Source organism: Bacillus sp. C1 (assembly GCF_054570475.1).
Window position 1 is genome coordinate 87973 of sequence record NZ_JBTMZT010000002.1, and the last position, 18918, is coordinate 106890.

The 18918-nt window shown below is 37.3% G+C and carries 14 protein-coding genes; 11 read left to right on the forward strand and 3 right to left on the reverse strand.

Translation table 11 applies throughout. The features are described 5' to 3' along the window. Positions 1 to 69: 69 nt before the first annotated feature. The 5 genes from ACX5JI_RS07110 to ACX5JI_RS07130 all read left to right on the forward strand — a co-directional run bounded on the left by ACX5JI_RS07110 (position 70) and on the right by ACX5JI_RS07130 (position 6491). On the forward strand, positions 70 to 1824 hold the full coding sequence (locus ACX5JI_RS07110) for an ABC transporter ATP-binding protein (RefSeq protein ID WP_459500411.1): 1755 nt from the start codon (positions 70 to 72) through the stop codon (positions 1822 to 1824). Further along, positions 1821 to 3821 (forward strand): ABC transporter ATP-binding protein, encoded by a 2001-nt coding sequence (locus ACX5JI_RS07115; protein ID WP_459500412.1) that lies wholly within the window; start codon positions 1821 to 1823, stop codon positions 3819 to 3821. Before ACX5JI_RS07110 ends, ACX5JI_RS07115 begins: the two co-directional genes overlap by 4 nt. A gap of 424 nt (positions 3822 to 4245) precedes the next feature. After that, positions 4246 to 5043 (forward strand): amino acid ABC transporter substrate-binding protein, encoded by a 798-nt coding sequence (locus ACX5JI_RS07120; protein WP_459500413.1) that lies wholly within the window; start codon positions 4246 to 4248, stop codon positions 5041 to 5043. Further along, the gene (locus ACX5JI_RS07125; RefSeq protein ID WP_459500414.1) at positions 5030 to 5728 is read left to right on the forward strand and encodes an amino acid ABC transporter permease; all 699 of its coding nucleotides are present in this window, start codon (positions 5030 to 5032) and stop codon (positions 5726 to 5728) included. The genes ACX5JI_RS07120 and ACX5JI_RS07125 overlap by 14 nt, the downstream gene beginning before the upstream one ends. Positions 5729 to 5756: 28 nt before the next feature. Continuing rightward, positions 5757 to 6491: an amino acid ABC transporter ATP-binding protein gene (locus ACX5JI_RS07130; protein WP_459500415.1), complete on the forward strand. Its 735-nt coding sequence runs from the start codon at positions 5757 to 5759 to the stop codon at positions 6489 to 6491. A 50-nt stretch (positions 6492 to 6541) separates the two neighbouring features. On the opposite strand, the gene sasP is transcribed toward ACX5JI_RS07130, so the two are convergent. Next, a complete protein-coding gene (gene sasP / locus ACX5JI_RS07135; protein WP_459500416.1) occupies positions 6542 to 6739 on the reverse strand; it encodes a small acid-soluble spore protein, SasP family in 198 nt (65 codons plus the stop codon). A gap of 387 nt (positions 6740 to 7126) precedes the next feature. Between sasP and ACX5JI_RS07140 the strand changes: the two genes are divergently transcribed. Further along, the gene (locus ACX5JI_RS07140) at positions 7127 to 7372 is read left to right on the forward strand and encodes a hypothetical protein (RefSeq protein WP_459500417.1); all 246 of its coding nucleotides are present in this window, start codon (positions 7127 to 7129) and stop codon (positions 7370 to 7372) included. Between the two features lie 17 nt (positions 7373 to 7389). On the opposite strand, the gene ACX5JI_RS07145 is transcribed toward ACX5JI_RS07140, so the two are convergent. Continuing rightward, positions 7390 to 8778, reverse strand: a complete 1389-nt coding sequence (locus ACX5JI_RS07145) for a YheC/YheD family endospore coat-associated protein (protein ID WP_459500418.1) — start codon at positions 8776 to 8778, stop codon at positions 7390 to 7392. A 917-nt stretch (positions 8779 to 9695) separates the two neighbouring features. Between ACX5JI_RS07145 and ACX5JI_RS07150 the strand changes: the two genes are divergently transcribed. The 3 genes from ACX5JI_RS07150 to budA all read left to right on the forward strand — a co-directional run bounded on the left by ACX5JI_RS07150 (position 9696) and on the right by budA (position 12886). Then, positions 9696 to 10049, forward strand: coding sequence for a YlbF/YmcA family competence regulator (locus tag ACX5JI_RS07150; RefSeq protein ID WP_459500419.1), 354 nt, complete (start codon positions 9696 to 9698; stop codon positions 10047 to 10049). Positions 10050 to 10417: 368 nt separating this feature from the next. Next, a complete protein-coding gene (gene alsS / locus ACX5JI_RS07155; RefSeq protein ID WP_459500420.1) occupies positions 10418 to 12106 on the forward strand; it encodes an acetolactate synthase AlsS in 1689 nt (562 codons plus the stop codon). Positions 12107 to 12127: 21 nt separating this feature from the next. Next, positions 12128 to 12886 (forward strand): acetolactate decarboxylase, encoded by a 759-nt coding sequence (budA, locus tag ACX5JI_RS07160; RefSeq protein WP_459500421.1) that lies wholly within the window; start codon positions 12128 to 12130, stop codon positions 12884 to 12886. Positions 12887 to 12911: 25 nt separating this feature from the next. Here budA and ACX5JI_RS07165 read toward each other — a convergent pair whose 3' ends face one another. After that, positions 12912 to 13526, reverse strand: a complete 615-nt coding sequence (locus ACX5JI_RS07165) for a DNA-3-methyladenine glycosylase (RefSeq protein WP_459500422.1) — start codon at positions 13524 to 13526, stop codon at positions 12912 to 12914. 135 nt (positions 13527 to 13661) lie between these two features. On the opposite strand from ACX5JI_RS07165, the gene ACX5JI_RS07170 reads away from it, so the two are divergent. Continuing rightward, the gene (locus ACX5JI_RS07170; protein WP_459500423.1) at positions 13662 to 14534 is read left to right on the forward strand and encodes a Cof-type HAD-IIB family hydrolase; all 873 of its coding nucleotides are present in this window, start codon (positions 13662 to 13664) and stop codon (positions 14532 to 14534) included. A 559-nt stretch (positions 14535 to 15093) separates the two neighbouring features. Then, the gene (locus tag ACX5JI_RS07175; RefSeq protein ID WP_459500424.1) at positions 15094 to 18882 is read left to right on the forward strand and encodes an MSCRAMM family protein; all 3789 of its coding nucleotides are present in this window, start codon (positions 15094 to 15096) and stop codon (positions 18880 to 18882) included. Positions 18883 to 18918 lie beyond the last annotated feature (36 nt).

Sequence of the window (18918 nt, forward strand, 5' to 3'; positions counted from 1 at the left end):
GTAAAGTGGGGGGTTTGATAGTGGATAAAAAAACTTAAGTGAAACAAAATTGAGAAGGGAGAGATTTCATTGTTTTCGGTATTACAAAAGTTAGCATGGTTTTTTAAAGAACACTGGAAGAGGTATAGTATCGCGATTGGAGCACTTTTAATTGTAAATATAGTTGAGATTATTCCTCCAAAGGTAATTGGTTTAACGATTGATCATATCAAAATAGGATCCTTAACGAGTGAAGTCATTATGAAATATATTTGGGTGTTAATCGTGACGACAATAGCTGGATATATACTCACTTATGTATGGCAGCATCAATTATTTGGCGGGGCATTCGTACTGGAAAGAACGATGCGTTCCAAATTTATGGGGCACTTACTGAAAATGACACCGACCTTTTATCACAAAAATCGTACTGGTGATTTAATGGCAAGGGCGACAAATGATTTAAAGGCGCTTTCTATGACCGCTGGTTTCGGAATTTTGACACTCGTAGATTCTAGTTTGTATATGTTAACGATTGTTTTTATGATGGGGTTTTCGATTAGTTGGCCACTTACCATTGCAGCACTTCTTCCTTTGCCAATTATGGCATATGCGATGAATATATATGGGAAGAAGTTACATGAACGTTTTACGGTTGCGCAAGATGCGTTTGGTGATATGAATGATAAAGTACTCGAATCGATCGCGGGTGTGCGGGTTATTCGTGCGTATGTACAGGAAAAAGCGGATGAAGAACGATTCCATGGGCTCGGAACAGATGTATATGAAAAAAATATGAAAGTTGCAAGGATTGATGCGCTGTTTCAGCCAACGGTGAAGATGCTAGTTGGTCTTAGTTATTTAATTGGTCTTGTATACGGAGCGTTTTTAGTTTTTCAATCAAAGGTTACGCTTGGTGAGCTTGTTTCTTTTAACGTTTACCTTGGGATGATGATTTGGCCGATGTTTGCGATTGGTGAATTAATTAATGTTATGCAGCGCGGAAATGCTTCGCTAGATCGTGTGAATGAAACGTTAGCTTACGAGCCGGATGTGAAGAACGTAGAAAAGCCAGCGCGTGTACACGAACCAGCGTATATCGACTTTGATCAAGTTTCCTTTTCGTATCCACATTCATCTGATATGCATTTGAAAAATATTTCTTTTTCATTAAAACAAGGAGAAACGCTAGGCATTGTTGGTAAAACAGGAAGTGGTAAAACGACCCTCGTTCGCCAACTCCTTCGCCAGTATCCACTTGGAGAAGGGAATATTACAGTGTCGGATGTAAAACTTGACGAAATTTCGACTGAAAACGTAAGGGATTGGATTGGGTATGTCCCGCAAGAGCACATTCTCTTTTCAAAAACAGCACGCGAAAATATTGTATTTGGAAATAGGGAAGCAAGTCAGGAGGAACTTGAAAAGGCGATTGAAATTGCAGCATTTAAAAAAGATTTGGAGTTTCTTTCGGAAGGGTTAGAGACGCTTGTTGGAGAGAAAGGCGTTTCTTTATCTGGCGGGCAAAAGCAGCGAATTTCGATTGCAAGAGCAGTGATTCAAAATCCAGACATTTTAATTTTAGATGATTCCTTATCAGCTGTAGATGCTAGGACGGAGGCAGCGATTATTGAAAATATAAGAAGCGAAAGAAGCGGGAAAACAACGATTATAACAACGCATCGCCTATCAGCTGTGCAGCATGCAGATTGGATTCTCGTTATGGATAATGGTGAAATTATAGAAGAAGGAACGCATGATAGACTCGTTTCGAATGATGGTTGGTATAAAGAGCAGTTTGAAAGGCAGCAAGGTGAAGATATAGAGGGTGAGGTGAAAATATGAGTGTTTCAAGGCGGTTATTTGAATACGCGATGAAAGTAAAGGGAACTATTTTTGCGGCGCTGGCAATGTTATTTATTTTCGTGATTGCAGAACTTGCAGGCCCATTTGTGGCAAAGGTAATGATTGATGATCATATTGTTGGAATTGAGAAGCCTTGGTATGAAACGGAGCAAGGTGAGGATGCTGTACTGTATAACGGGGCTTGGTATAAGCGAAGCGACCGTTTTGAACAAGGAGAACAAAAAGGAAAAGAAGTTCATGTTATACAAGTTGGTTTCACGTATTATTTTGTACCTAACAAAATTGCAGCAGAGGGAACGCGCTCTGTAAAAGGCGATATGATTACAGTTCAAAACGGGAAAGCGACGCAAGTGTATAAAGCGAAAATGTTAACAGCGAAAGAAGTATATTCATTTTATGAACCAGAGATGAAACGATTGCTTTTACTTGGCGGAGGGTATTTTGCATTATTGTTAGTTGTATCTTTATTTGCATATGGTAAACAGTTTTATCTACAAAAGGCATCGAATAAAATCATTCAAATTATGCGTGAAGATGTTTTTTCACATATTCAAACTTTACCGATTCGTTATTTCGACCATTTACCAGCGGGGAAGATTGTATCGCGTGTAACGAATGATACAGAGGCAATCCGGGAGTTATATGTAACAGTTTTAGCGACGTTTGTTTCTAGTTTTATTTATATTATCGGCATTTTTATCGCCCTATTTTTACTGGATAGTAAGTTAGCGTTATTATGTTTACTCATTGTACCAATTTTAATCATTTGGGCTAGTTTATACCGAAAATATGCTTCAGTATACAATCATAAAATGCGTTCTCGATTATCAGATATTAATGGTACAGTAAATGAATCGATTCAAGGAATGCCTATTATCCAAGCATTTCGTCAAGAGAACGCAACAAAGAAAGAATTTGAAGAGTTAAATGAAGATTACTTTAAGTATCAAAATAAAATTTTACATTTAAATGCAGCGACATCACACAATTTAGTAGGTGTCTTGCGCAACATTGCTTTTACAGGGGTTATTTGGTATTTCGGAGGCGCTTCTTTGAGTGCTGCTGGAATTGTCTCTTTAGGTGTGCTTTATGCATTTGTTGATTATTTAACAAGGCTTTTTTCGCCCATTACAAATATGGTGAATCAGCTTGCGAATTTAGAGCAAGCACGCGTTGCATCGGAACGTGTATTTGAATTGCTTGATGAAAAAGGAGAAGTGCTTCAAGAAGAGCGAATACCGCGTCTGAATGGAAATGTTCGATTTGATGATGTTTCATTTTCGTATAATGGAAAAGATGAAGTGTTAAAACATATTTCTTTTGAGGCCAAAAAAGGAGAGACGGTTGCTTTAGTTGGTCATACGGGATCTGGAAAAAGTTCCATTATGAATGTACTGTTTCAATTTTATGAGTTTCAAAAAGGAAAACTGACAATCGACGGACATGACGTGAAAGACATCCCAAAGCAAGCCCTTCGTGAGCATATGGGGATTGTACTGCAAGATCCATTTTTATTTAGTGGTACAGTGGCGTCAAATGTAAGCTTACAACATCCGAATATCTCAAAGGATCGAATTGTAAAAGCATTGCACGATGTAGGAGCAGAGCGGTTTGCTAACAATATAGAAGAAGAAATTACAGAAAAAGGAAGTGCGCTTTCGTCCGGGGAGCGTCAGCTTATATCCTTTGCGCGTGCGCTCGCGTTTGATCCTGCTATTTTAGTACTAGATGAAGCAACTTCAAGTGTTGATACAGAAACAGAAGCGATGATTCAGTCCGCGCTAGAAGTTGTAAAGAAAGGGAGAACAACATTTATTATTGCGCATCGGCTTTCTACAATTAAGAGCGCAGATCAAATCATTGTACTCGACCGAGGGACGATTCTAGAAAAAGGATCTCACGATGAATTAATACAGAAAAAAGGTCGTTATTATGAAATGTATAAAACACAAATGGAAGGAAATCAGAGTGCGTGACTTTTATTATTGTGCGGAAGAGGGCTTGCTTATGTAGCAAGCTCTTTTTAATAGGGTGACTTCGTCGGTATTTGTCGGTTGGTCGATATAATTGAAAAATCGCTGATAAAATTTCATTTACTGATTTTCTAGCAACTCAATTCCGAATATGAAGGACAAAAGAAAACTCCTGACCGCATCTATACATGGTCAGACGCTCTCTCCCACCCAAAAAGGAAGGTTTTATATTTTACCTTTTTTTCTATGAGTGCTATATTTAATAATGTTACTTATCTTTTGTATGTGTTGGTTTTTTATCATTCTGTTTGATTATGAAGAAAAAGGATACACTAATCTTGAACATTTTCATTGAAAAATTGTTCAAGATTGAATACAATCAATATAGTTTTTAAATTCCTATCTGAATACTTGGAGGATTAACGTCATGAAAAAATTATTTTCAGTGCTCGCAGTAACTACACTAGCAGTTGGTATTGTAGCAGGCTGTGGCAAAGAAGAGAAAAAAGATACAGCTAAGCAAGATGCTTTACAAAAAATAAAACAAAGCGGTGAAATTGTCGTTGGTACAGAAGGTACATATGCACCGTTTACATTCCATGATGGAAGCGGGAAACTAACTGGATTTGACGTTGAACTAGCAGAAGAAGTTGCAAAACGTTTAGGAGTGAAACCAGTATTTAAAGAAACGCAATGGGATAGTTTACTTGCTGGATTAGATGCAAAACGTTTTGATATGGTTGCAAATGAAGTTGGTATTCGTGAAGACCGTCAAAAGAAATATGATTTCTCTAAACCGTATATTTCTTCTTCAGCAGCACTTGTAATTGCAAAAGATAAAGATAAACCAGCTACGTTTACGGATGTAAAAGGTTTAACAGCAGCGCAATCTTTAACAAGTAACTATGCGGATCTTGCGAAGAAAAATGGTGCGAAGATTCAAGGAGTAGAAGGATTTAGCCAAGCAGCAGAATTATTAAATTCTGGCCGCGTTGATTTCACAATTAATGATAAATTATCAGTGTTAAATTATTTAGAAACGAAAAAAGATGCAAACATTAAAATTGTAGATACAGAAAAAGAAGCATCTCAAAGTGGATTCTTATTCCGTAAAGGTAGCGATAAATTAGTACAAGAAGTAGATAAAGCGTTAGAAGATATGAAAAAAGATGGTGCGTATGACAAAATAGCGAAAAAATGGTTCGGTGAAAATGTTTCTAAGTAGTGTAGTGACTTCAGACAGATTGTCTACATGGATCGATATTATGCAAACTTCCTTCACGCCTATGCTGAAGGAAGCTATTTTTACGACGATTCCATTAACGCTTATTACATTTGTAATTGGTCTTATATTAGCAACTTTAACAGCGTTAGCTCGTATTTCAAATAGTCGTTTGCTGCAATGGATTGCTCGTATCTATGTATCTATTATTCGCGGAACACCACTTCTTGTACAATTGTTTATTATTTTCTATGGGCTTCCAACGCTGCAAATTGAGATTGAGCCATTTACAGCGGCCGTTATTGGATTTTCATTAAATGTGGGTGCGTATGCATCTGAAATTATTCGTGCTTCTATTTTGTCTATTCCGAAAGGACAATGGGAGGCAGCGTATACAATTGGGATGACATATCCACAAGCGCTAAAACGCATTATTTTACCACAAGCGACACGCGTATCGATTCCGCCGCTTTCTAATACGTTTATTAGTTTAGTGAAGGATACTTCATTAGCATCACTAATTTTAGTAACAGAAATGTTCCGAAAAGCACAGGAAATTGCAGCGGCGAACTATGAGTTTTTAATTGTTTATTTTGAAGCGGGTCTCATTTACTGGGTGATTTGTTTCTTATTATCTATCGTGCAACAAATGTTAGAAAAACGTTCAGAACGTTATACTTTAAAATAATCCTTTTATAAAAGGAGTTTTTGTTTTTATGATTTCAATTCAACATTTACAAAAAAGTTACGGTGAGAACACTGTACTAAAGCAGATTGATTTATCAGTGGAGAAAGGTGAAGTTGTTGTTATTATTGGGCCATCCGGATCTGGTAAGACGACATTTTTACGTTGCCTGAATGTATTAGAAACACCAAATGCAGGTATTGTTCGTATTGGTGACAAAGAACTGGATTTCGCAAAAAAAATCACGAAGAATGATATTGTAAATCTTCGTACACAAACAGGTATGGTGTTCCAGCACCATAATTTATTTCCTCACTTAACAGCAATCCAAAATGTCATGGAAGGGCTTGTTACAGTGAAAAAGATGAGGAAAGAAGACGCGAAGAAAAAAGCGACGTATTTCCTTGAAAAAGTTGGACTTGGTGACAAGATGAATCTATATCCATTCCAACTATCAGGTGGACAACAGCAGCGCGTAGGAATTGCTAGAGCGCTTGCAATAGAACCAGAGGTTTTATTATTTGATGAACCGACGTCAGCATTAGATCCAGAACTTGTACAAGAGGTCCTAAAAGTAATGAAGGAACTTGCCAATGAAGGAATGACGATGGTCATTGTAACGCATGAAATGCGTTTTGCTCATCAAATTGCAAACCGCGTTATTTTTATGGATGGCGGTCTTGTTGTGGAACAAGGTACACCGGAAGAAGTATTTACAAGTCCGAAAGAAGAACGGACGAAGAAATTCCTTCAAATGTTACAGTAGAAAGAAAGGTCTCAAGGCGAATGCCCTGAGACCTTTTTTGCCATATATATTTATTTGTGGAATCCGCCAAGGCTTTGCTCAGCCATTGCTACTAAACGCTTTGTAATTTCGCCACCAACAGAACCGTTTGCACGAGCTGTAGAATCTGCTCCTAATTGTACACCAAATTCTTGAGCGATTTCGTATTTCATTTGATCGATTGCAGCTGTTGCACCTGGTACTACTAATGGATTATTTTGGTTTGCCATAGGAATATATCCTCCTTAGAGTATAAAAATTTTTTTGGTTGGATTAGCTGGAATTGAACCAGATTATCGCCCCGTTTGGCGCCAATCCATCGTTTGTGGTGAGTGTATTCATAGTATGGATGTTACGTAGAAAGATATGCGAAATAATAATTTGTAAATTTTGTAAAAATATAAGTCGCGTTTATAGATCACGAAAGGTGAATATGACGTGATGCTCTCACTTGTTTAAAAAGCAGCGTTGATTTCACGTTTTTCATTTGTATTTTTTTAAAAGAAGGTCACACTAATCATAAAGTGAAACTTTAAGCAGTAAGGTCTTTATCTCCCACTGCTTATCAGTCCTCACGAATCGGGATAAATATGAAACCTCTATAGGAGGAGTTGTAAATGGGAATGTGTCCGCTTTGTAATGCGCTAGATGCTCATATATATTCTTGTCAAACTTGTATGAATGTACTCCAAGATTATGGGAAAGTTGTAGACTATATCGATGATTATAGTGCATATATGGATCAAGATTTATTAAGAGCAGTAGATGGTTTAACGGGGGAAAATGCAGAGCAATATTGTGTCCATGTTTTCTATTGCGGGGCGTGTGGCATTCAAACCGAGAAAAGGGTGAAACTTGTGTAAGAAAAAACTTCCACCTATTACAGGGTGGAAGTTTTTTCTTCTAGTAACACTTTTTTTGAATGAGAAGAAGGGTTTTCTGTTAAATGGATGGCATATTCGTAAAATAGTTGTCTCGTCAATTCGCTGTATTCTTGTAAGTTTTCGGATTGAAATATCGTTCTTCCAGGCTTGGAATTGGCTTCAAATAGCCAAACCTTTTCATTGTTATCTATACCTAAGTCGAAACCGATTTCTCCGATCGTTTTTTCCATGTGTCCATCTAAAATAGAGCTAAGTTGTAAGGCGGCATTTGTTAATTTAGTGGTAATTCGAACACGCTCTGTTGCATCAGAAAAAATATCTTGGAGTAATTTGATTTCTCCGCCGCTATTTACATGGGTTGTGATGCTGCCTTTCCCGGCCACTTTGGCAACGATGGCACTGATTCTCCAGTTACCAAAGCGATTTTTATTTGTATGAATGCGAAAGTCTACTGGTTGCCCATCTACACGTAATAATTCAATTCCTTGTTGAACAATAAATTTTTTAAAATCATGACCTTGCATAATGTGATTCATTAGTGTTTCTAAAGAGCGGTATTTTCGTAATTTATTTTGTTCTTCTTCGCGGAAGCGACAATAATAACCATTTTCTAAAGTAGAATAAAAAATTTGATAAATATTTCGTCCAAAACTACCGTGTGCGGGCTTCATATAAATATGTTTGTATGATGACAAGAAATGCTCTATTTGTTCGAAGTGCTGAAAGGTTTCTGTTCGCGGTAAAAGGGGAGCGACTGTTTTTTCATTGATTAGGAGCTGATGTATTTTCCATTTGTTAAAAAATCCTGGGTTAAACCATGGAATAGCGTATTTTGATTGTAATTGTTTTTTGGCGCGAACGATCGGTTTATAAACTTCTGCTTGCCGATTAGGCAAGCGATCATAAATGACGTTTGGGAAAGGAATGTTACATTGTACCCAGTTTCCTTCTGTGAAAAAGTATCCATCAATCGTTTCGTCATCCCAATGTATATGTTGTGCACCAAATAAGAAAACCACAGGGTGTAAAGAGTCTGGTGGGGTTAGTAATTCCTGGAAACTGGTAGAGCGGTTGCCTATAGGATGAGCAGTTGTTTCTATAAAACCTGTTGTGAAAATACCGATTAACGGTCCAAGTATAAGTGTTTCATTTTGAATAAAAGCGTGCATGGTAGTTGAAAAGGGAAGAGACAGCTGCTCTGCGATCTGTTTTCCAATTATAATTTCGTGAGCATACGTATAATGAATATCAATATTTTCACATGTTACATGCTTTAACCCAAAGGAAAGGAACTGTAAAGAAGAAGTATTAGAAAATATATAAGGTAATGTTAAAGCGGTGGGATGATCCATAGAAATTTGTAAGGTATAAATATGATCTTTCAATGCGATAGTCACTCCTTTTTGTTACAATGTAAATGAGCATTAGGAACGTTCGTTGCTCGGTGAAGCACCATACTGAATAAAAGCTAGTTTTTTCAAGAGATGACTGAATTACACAGGCGTTCGTTATCTATTATGTAGAAAGTTATCATTTGTAAAAAGGGATGCAGAGCGGTTTATTATATACATTGCAAACATACTTCCATACCATTATACTGTTGTCTGTATGATGATATTCTATTTTTGGGGTATCTAAAGTTTTGGACGGAATTTGATGAAGTTCTACTGACGATTACTTCCATATTATTTTTGTAATAGGTTATAGTAAAATATTTATATATTTGGAGAAATGGAAGGATGATATTGTAATGAATATATAAATCCATGTTGATTTTAGGGCACATAACCCACTGCTATGAAGAACAAAAAGTGAACTACACTCATTTTCTCTCTTTGTTTTCACTTGGCATGGGGCAGGACGAGGGACTGACCACTTCTATGCATGGACGGATGCTCTCTCCCACCTAAAAAGAATGGTTTTATTTCATTTTTTCAAATTGGATTTATATATAAATCCAATTTGATTTTCTAACAGATACATGATGGTTATGAAGAACAGACAGAGACCTTCACTCATTTTCTCCTTCTGTTTTCACATGGAATGGGGCTAAAAAAGGACTGACCGCTTCTATCCACGGCCGGATGCTCTCATCCATCTGAAAAGAATGGTTTGATGTTAGTTTTTTAATTTGGATTTATATATATGTGGTTAAATATGTTGAAAAACTACATATTGATAAATAAGGTGAAATTTCTTCACATCTCGTGCATAGTTTGATATTGTAAAAGAGTATATATCAAAAGGTACTTAATGATGGGTAAGGACAATAGATCGAGCCCACTAGAGGAGGAAGAATACAATGACAAAAAACATTCATGATGTTGCATACGAATTACAAAATGCAATCGCAGAAAATACAGATTTTCAAGCTTTAAAAGCAAGTTATGCAGAAGTACAAGGAGATGCAGCATCAAAAGAACTATTTGATCAATTCCGTACAATGCAACTGGGCTTACAACAAAAAATGATGCAAGGGCAAGAGATTACTGAAGAAGATAATCAAAAAGCACAAGAAGTTGTAGCACTTATTCAAAAAGATCCAAAAATCGTAAAGTTAATGGAAGCAGAGCAACGCTTAAATGTTGTGATTGGCGATATTAACAAAATTATTATGAAGCCACTTGAAGAATTATATAGTGCATATCAAGCTTAATGAGAAAGGCGTTTCCTGAAACAATAGGAAGCGTCTTTTTGTATTCATTAATCTATTGTAGAAAATTAAAACTTCACTTTATGAGGAAGAAGTGGAGCTAGAGAAAGAAATGCTTTTTCGAAGTATGTTAAAAATATGTGATAGGAATGAGAATATAGTTTATATTATTTTAAAACAATTAAATTCGTAAGGGTTTTCATTCTGTATTGTCAAAATAATGTCAAATTCATATTGTTGGAAAAGTAATCCATTTATAATATAATAATTAACAGTAAGTATTACACTACATTAATTAACTAGGTGTAATACCTTGTGTTTTACATCAAAAGCTTTATTGTACACGATTTTGATATAAAGGGATGATTAGTTTGAGTACAGAAGTAAAAGCAAACAACGTGAAAACAACAACAAAAGGAGCCGATCTTGTTGTCGATTGTTTAATCCAGCAAGGGGTTACGCATGTTTTCGGTATTCCTGGTGCAAAAATTGATTCTGTGTTTGATGTGCTAAAGGAGCGTGGACCAGAGTTAATTGTTTGTCGTCATGAACAAAACGCAGCGTTTATGGCAGCAGCTGTTGGAAGGTTGACAGGAAAACCAGGTGTATGTCTTGTTACATCAGGGCCAGGAACATCGAATTTAGCGACAGGTCTTGTTACTGCTACGGCAGAGAGTGATCCCGTTGTTGCTTTGGCAGGTGCAGTGCCACGTACAGATCGTTTGAAACGTACGCATCAATCTATGGATAATGCTGCACTATTCGAACCAATCACAAAATATAGCGTAGAAGTAGAGCATCCTGATAATGTGCCAGAAGCACTTACAAATGCATTTCGTAGTGCAACTTCTACTCATCCAGGAGCAACGCTTGTTAGTCTTCCGCAAGATGTTATGACTGCTGAAACGACAGTATCATCTATTGGCGCGCTTTCTAAGCCGCAGCTTGGTATCGCTCCCATATATAAAATTGAAGCAGTTGTAGAACAAATTAAATCTGCAAAACTACCAGTTATCTTACTGGGGATGAGAGCAAGCACAAATGAAGTAACAAAAGCAGTTCGTGAGTTAATCGCTAATACACAGTTACCAGTTGTTGAAACGTATCAAGCGGCTGGAGCAATTTCACGTGAATTAGAAGATCATTTCTTTGGACGTGTTGGATTATTCCGAAATCAACCAGGTGATATTCTACTTGAAGAAGCCGATCTTGTGTTATCTATTGGCTATGATCCGATTGAGTATGATCCAAAGTTTTGGAATAAGTTAGGTGACAGAACGATTATTCACCTTGATGATCATCAAGCAGACATCGATCATGACTATCAACCAAGTTGTGAATTAATTGGTGATATTGCATTAACTGTAAATAGTATCGCGAAGCAATTATCAAAACTTATTTTATCAACACAATCAGAAGCTATTTTAAATCAATTGCGTGCGAAATTATCAGAGCAAGCCGAAGTGCCAGTTCGCGATTCACAAGGGCTTACACATCCACTGCAAGTAATCCGTACACTTCGTTCCTTAATTGATGATGAAACAACGGTGGCATGTGACATCGGTTCACATTATATTTGGATGGCAAGATGTTTCCGTTCTTATGAACCACGCCGATTATTATTTAGTAACGGTATGCAAACATTAGGTGTTGCACTTCCTTGGGCAATTGCAGCAACATTAGTGGAACCAGGTAAAAAAGTGGTTTCTGTTTCTGGAGACGGCGGTTTCTTATTTTCTGCAATGGAACTAGAAACAGCAGTACGTCTCAATGCTCCAATTGTTCATCTTGTTTGGAGAGATGGTACATATGATATGGTGGCGTTCCAACAAATGATGAAATACGGCAGAACATCAGCGACAGAATTTGGTGATGTTGATATTGTAAAATATGCAGAAAGCTTCGGTGCTATTGGTCTTCGTGTGAATACACCAGAAGAGTTAGAAAGTGTATTACAAGAAGCAATGGAAGCGGAAGGTCCTGTAGTTGTAGATATTCCAATTGATTACCGCGATAACATTAAGTTAAGTGAAAAATTACTACCGAACCAATTGAACTAATGGTAAAGGAGTGGAATAGATATGAGTATCGCGCAATTACTAGACATTGATGCAAAAAAGATGAAAATGAATAATGAAGTCTATCAAACATCAACGATGTTAGCTTTATTAGATGGCATATATGATGGAATTATTAACTTTGAGAAATTAAAAGAGCACGGTGATTTTGGCATTGGTACGTTTGATCAATTAGATGGTGAAATGATTGCTTTTGATGGAGATTTTTATCATTTACGCTCAGATGGTTCAGCAGAGATGGTAGAGCCAGAAGAAACAACGCCATTTTCCACTGTAACATTTTTTGAAAAAGAGATGAGTTATACAATGAATCACCCGATGAATCGTGAAGAAGTAGAAGCTTTATTGCACGAATTAATGCCAAGTAAAAATTTATTTTACGCAATTCGCATGGATGGAACGTTCCGTGAAGTAAGAACAAGAACCGTTCCACGTCAAGAAAAACCGTATACACCGCTTGTAGAAGTGACAAAATCACAGCCGATTTTTTCTTTCTCTCATACGAAGGGCACATTGGCAGGATTCTGGACGCCAGATTATGCACAAGGTATTGGAGTAGCAGGTTTTCATTTACATTATATTGATGATGATCGAAGTGGAGGCGGACATGTTTTTGACTTCACTGTGGAAAATTGTACAATCCAAATCTGTCAAAAAGCACATTTGCATTTAGCTCTTCCAGAAACAGCTGATTTTATGGCGGCGGATTTATCGAGGGAAAACCTTGAAAATGATATTGCGACTGCGGAAGGCGCAGAGTAAAAAAGAAGCCAAATTGGCTTCTTTTTTATTTAGACACGAATGGATGGCGTTCAAAATAAAAACGCCACGGGTAATGAACAGCTTCTTCAGCATAATCGATGTTAATTCGTGGGCCTGCTGTAATTTCATATTGGGAAGATAGATGTTCTATTTCTGGCACCAATTCAATATATAATTCATCACTTTGTAAGGATAACCCGGTTTGTTCTAAAGTAATCTGAAGTGCACGGCATAGTTTTCCGGGTCCGTTCGTTAAGTTTTTATATTGTGCCTTCGTAAGGTCTGTCTTACCATAGCGTGTTATTTTCATTTCTTGTATTCCATCAATCGGTTCTACTGCACGAATGAGAATGCCTTGAGGCATGCCAACTGGAGCGGTGATGATATTAAAACAATGATACATACCATAAATAAGGTATACATAGGCATGTCCTGGTGCACCAAACATAACTTCAGTTCGCTTCGTCCGTTTTCCTCTATAACTATGCGCTGCTTTATCATCCGGTCCTTTATACGCCTCTGTTTCTACAATGATTCCGCTACGTTTTATTCCATCTACTATATGTACAAGTTTATGACCGAGTAAATTGTGAGCGACTTCTAATGTGTCGCCCTCATAAAAAGAAGGAGGTGTTTTCATTTTGGTAGCTCCTTTTCTGATGATATATGTATATATTAAACCAAATTTGTGTGCGGAATTCTAACTCGTTCTAATTAATAAATTTCTTTCATAAATTATGGATAGAGGAAAAGCAGCTAAGAGGAGGAATGCGTCATGATTTATCGCTTATTGGCTCTTAATATAGATGGAACACTTCTGCAAAAAAATGGGAAGATAGCAAAGGGAACACGAGAGGCCATTGAGTTTGTAAAGCGGAAAGGTGTATATGTTACGTTGTTTACAAGTCGGCATTTTCAATCAGCTCATAAAATAGCGAAGTCATTAAAACTAGATTCTATATTAGTTACGCATAGCGGTGCATTTATTTCTGCTTCATTAGATAAACCGCTCGTTCAAAAACGATTATCAGAAGAAAAGACGTTTAACATCGTGCAAGTGCTAGAACATTTTGAATGTAATATCCGGATTTCACATGAACGTTTTTCTATTGGTAATCGTGAGCGAAATACACCGAACTTAATTGCACGCACGGTCTTATCCAGTACTGATCCATTATTTTATCCCGTTCAATTTGTCGATTCATTAGGTGACGCACTGCGGGATCAACCTGTTGCAGCTCCGAAAATTGATATAGTTTTTACAAGTAGAGGAGAAAAAGAACGGGCGCTTAAAACGTTGAAAAAAGCATTTGGAGACGTTGAATATATAGAATCGGATGGAGGGAAAGTAGAAATTCTTCCGCTGCACGTATCGAAATTAAGAGGATTGCAATTACTAGGGGAACATCTTTGTATAGAATTGAATGAAATGGTGGCGATTGGAGATAGTTTGGAAGATGTAGATGTCATTGCGGGTGTTGGGTTAGGAGTTGCAATGGGAGATGCACCTATTCCACTCAAACAAGCAGCGGATTGGATTACGCGTTCTAATAGTGAAAACGGAGTGGAGTATATGATTAAGGAACATTTTCGAAAGCAATTTCCACTTCCATTTCTAAAAAATCATTCTCAGGTTCATAAACGATGACGAATTACTTAGGAAACGTAGCTTTTAAGCTACGTTTTTTACAGTTATGGAAAAGCGTAACCTTGAAATCGTAAGTAAAATTCATATTAGAAATTTTTGAAATTCATTGGTGAATCGATTCTGCAAATAACAACAAAAAGAGTGTTGTTTGCTGTTCGTAAAAGTACGCTTCGTGAAGATTAATATATTAAAATCTTAATAAATGGATTTTTTGATAATTAACAATGTTTTGTTAAATGCATACAATTCGCTTGAATGTTTAAGTTTGGTGGTGTAAAGTGGATGATGCTGCAATTATTTTAACATCAGTTCAAGAGCATTTATAGTGCCTTTGTCAGACTGCTATAAATAGGGGAATTGCCATTTCTATATCTTTTTTCTGAAAATGAATTGTAATAGTTTTATAGATGAACGTTAGGCTAAATGCTTCTAGTTGTTTAAATGGATTGTCTTACAATTATATCAAAAATGTGGAAATATAGTGCTTATGAAGAAGTTAAATCTGTTCATAAGGTTTTTTTATGTTTATTACAATTTTGCGAAGGAGGAATGAATTTTATTGGTAAAATCATTACAACAAACAATACGAAAAATAATGCTTAGTTTTATAGTCTTTTTACTTGTATGTACGAATTTTTTAATCCATTTACCAAATAAAGCAGAAGCAGCTACACAAGAGTTAAAAGGTCTAGGAGACGTTGCTCATTACAATGCAGTCATTTTTGGAGATCATAGCGCGACGAGTGCGGATATTGAAGGGGCCATGGCAGTTCAAGGAAATATGAATGCGTCAAGTTATACAGTTGCAGCAGCAGCAACTGGTGCATCGAACTTAGCTGGTGCAACATGGACTGATGAAGGGTACCCATCTTTAATGTTAGGTGGTCAATTTACAAAAGCCGGAAAAGGTGAAGTTATTATCCAAGATGGCACTGTCGTTATGACGAAAGATGGAGATCCAAATGGATCACTTACATCATCTTATGATCGCATCGCTTATAAAGAAAAGGCTGAAATTGATGCTAAATTTAAAGAGTTTCGAGCAGCTACAGATGGTGTAATTGGAGATGCAGGAAAGCTGCAGACAAATGCACCAAAACCGAATATGAGTTTTGGACTTGGTGAAGATGTGAATAACCCTAATATCTTTGTTTCTTCTGGGTTAACAGGGCAACCAAGGTTAGATGTGAAAGATGTTCTTCTTCCGAATGCTGATGATAAAGACTTTATCGTGATTTATTCAGATGCGACGGAAGTGACTTTCGGTAACGGTGCGATTCTTTACGATAAGAATAATGATGGGGCAGCTACCGAATTAATTAATACGTCTCAAGCATATGATCCAAATTCAACGTTTACGGAATTAACGAGTAAAATCATTTGGGTTTTCCCAAATGCTACAAAAATTTCAACAAAGGGCTACGGTATAATCGGAAGTGTATTTGCTCCGAATGCGGTAGTTGAGACGCAAGGTGGATCTATTAACGGACAAGCATTCGTTGGAGGTTTACACCAAAGAGGTGGATTTGAAGTCCATAACTTTAAATTCAACTGGGCAAAATGGCCAAATCCAGCCGCTCCAAAAGGGCAGTTGAAAATTAAAAAAGTTGATGCAAGCGATAAAAATATTGTTCTAAAAGGTGCAACATTTAATGTTGTCGATAAGAACAATAAAGTTGTAGCTACTGTTACGACAGATGAAAATGGTCTAGCAGAAGTGCCAGACTTACCGCTTGGTGATTACGTTGTAAAAGAGACGAAAGCACCAGAAGGGTATGTGACGAGTGATACACCTGTAAAAGTAACGATTGATAGCACAAAAGTGGTTGAAATGGTTATGGAAAATACGAAAAAAGTAGAAAATGGCCAATTTAAATTACTAAAAAAAGATAGTGAATCAGGTCAACTTCTAGCGGGTGCGAAGTTTAATGTGCACGACAAAGATGGAAATGTAGTTGATACAATCACTACAAATGAAAAAGGTGAAGCTGTATCAAAACAACTTCCAATCGGCACATATACATTAAAAGAAACGGAAGCACCGAAAGGTTATGAACTATCATCTAATTCTGTTCGTGTTGATGTCGTACTAAATCAGATTGTTACAGTAGAAGCATTCAATAAAAAAGTGACAGGTCAATTTGAAATCATCAAAGTAGATGCAAGTGATGAAACAAAATTACTAGCAGATGCAGAATTTGATGTGTACAAAGGTGATAAGAAAGTAGAGACGCTAAAAACTGACAACACAGGTAAAGTCATCTCTACAACTTTAGAACCAGGCACTTACACATTAAAAGAAACAAAAGCGCCAAAAGGCTACAAATTACTTGGCAATGAAATCGAAGTCAACGTTGAAGCGAACAAAGTTGTCCAAGTGAAAGTAGAAAATGCAAAAGAACTAGGAAGCTTACAAGTCATCAAGAAAGATGCGGAAAGCGGAAAAGTTTTAGAGGGTGCTGAATTCCAATTAAAAGATGAGCACGGTCAAGTAGTAGAAGCAGATCAAGTAACGGATAAAGACGGCGTGATCAAGTTCGACAACTTAGTACCAGGTAAATATACATTGGAAGAAACGAAAGCGCCAAAAGGCTACAAAGTAGTAAATGCGACAGTAGAAGTGAATGTCGTGGCAAACGAAGTAGCGAAACAAGAAGTGCTGAACGAAAAAGAAGTAGGTCAATTTGAAATCGTCAAAGTAGATGCAAACGATGAAACGAAGTTACTTGCAGATGCAGAATTTGACGTGTACAAAGGAACTAAGAAAGTAGAGACGCTAAAAACTGACAACACAGGTAAAGTCATCTCTACAAAATTAGAGCCAGGCACATACACATTAAAAGAAACAAAAGCACCAAAAGGCTACAAATTACTTGGTAATGAAATTGAAGTCAACGTTGAAGCGAACAAAGTAGTCCAAGTGAAAGTAGAAAATGCAAAAGAGCTTGGAGGCTTACAAATCATCAAAAAAGATGCGGAAAGCGGAAAAGTTCTAGAGGGTGCTGAATTCCAATTAAAAGATGAGCACGGTCAAGTAGTAGAAGCAGATCAAGTAACGGATAAAGACGGCGTGATCAAGTTCGACAACTTAGTACCAGGAAAATATACGTTAGAAGAAACGAAAGCGCCAAAAGGCTACAAAGTAGTGGATGCGACAGTAGAAGTAACTGTTGTAGCGAACGAAGTAGCGAAACAAGAAGTGCTGAACGAAAAAGAAGTAGGTCAATTTGAAATCATCAAAGTAGATGCAAACGATGAAACGAAATTACTTGCAGATGCAGAATTTGACGTGTACAAAGGAACTAAGAAAGTAGAGGCGCTAAAAACTGATAACACAGGTAAAGTCATCTCTACAAAATTAGAACCAGGCACATACACATTAAAAGAAACAAAAGCACCGCAAGGCTACAAATTACTTGGAAACGAAATTGAAGTAGTTGTTGAGACAGATAAAGTCGTTCAAGTAAAAGTAGAAAATGCAAAAGAACTAGGAAGCTTACAAGTCATCAAAAAAGATGCGGAAAGCGGAAAAGTTCTAGAGGGTGCTGAATTCCAATTAAAAGATGAGCACGGTCAAGTAGTAGAAGCAGATCAAGTAACGGATAAAGACGGCGTAATCAAGTTCGACAACTTAGTACCAGGCAAATATACGTTAGAAGAAACGAAAGCACCAAAAGGCTACAAAGTAGTAAATGCGACAGTAGAAGTGAATGTCGTGGCGAACGAAGTAGTAAAACAAGAAGTATTGAATGAAAAAGAAACGACAGACCCAGGTGAGTCAGGAGAAGAAACGACAGATCCAGGTGAGTCGGGAGAAGAAACGACAGATCCAGGTGAGTCGGGAGAAGAAACGACAGATCCAGGTGAGTCGGGAGAAGAAACGACAGATCCAGGTGAGTCGGGAGAAGAAACGACAGATCCAGGTGAGTCAGGAGAAGAAACGACAGATCCAGGTGAGTCAGGAGAAGAAACGACAGATCCAGGTGAGTCAGGAGAAGAAACGACAGATCCAGGTGAGTCAGGAGGAGAAACGACAGATCCAGGTAAGTCAGGAGAAGAAACGACAGATCCAGGTAAGTCAGGAGAAGAAACGACAGATCTAGGTGAGTCAGGAGAAGAAACGACAGATCCAGGTAAGCCGGGAGAAGGAACAGAAAATCCAGGTAAACCAGAAGGTGGAACTTCATCAGAGGGTCACGTGAATGGAGATCAATCATCAGGTGAACAAATTTCTAATGGTGAACAAAAATTACCAGCGACAGGTCATTCTACGAATTGGCTTCCGCTTCTTGGTAGCATCTTAATTCTGTTAGGAATTCGTCTTAGAGTTATCACAAAAAGAAGTTAATACTAATAAAAAGCACAAGGGATTATAATATCTCTT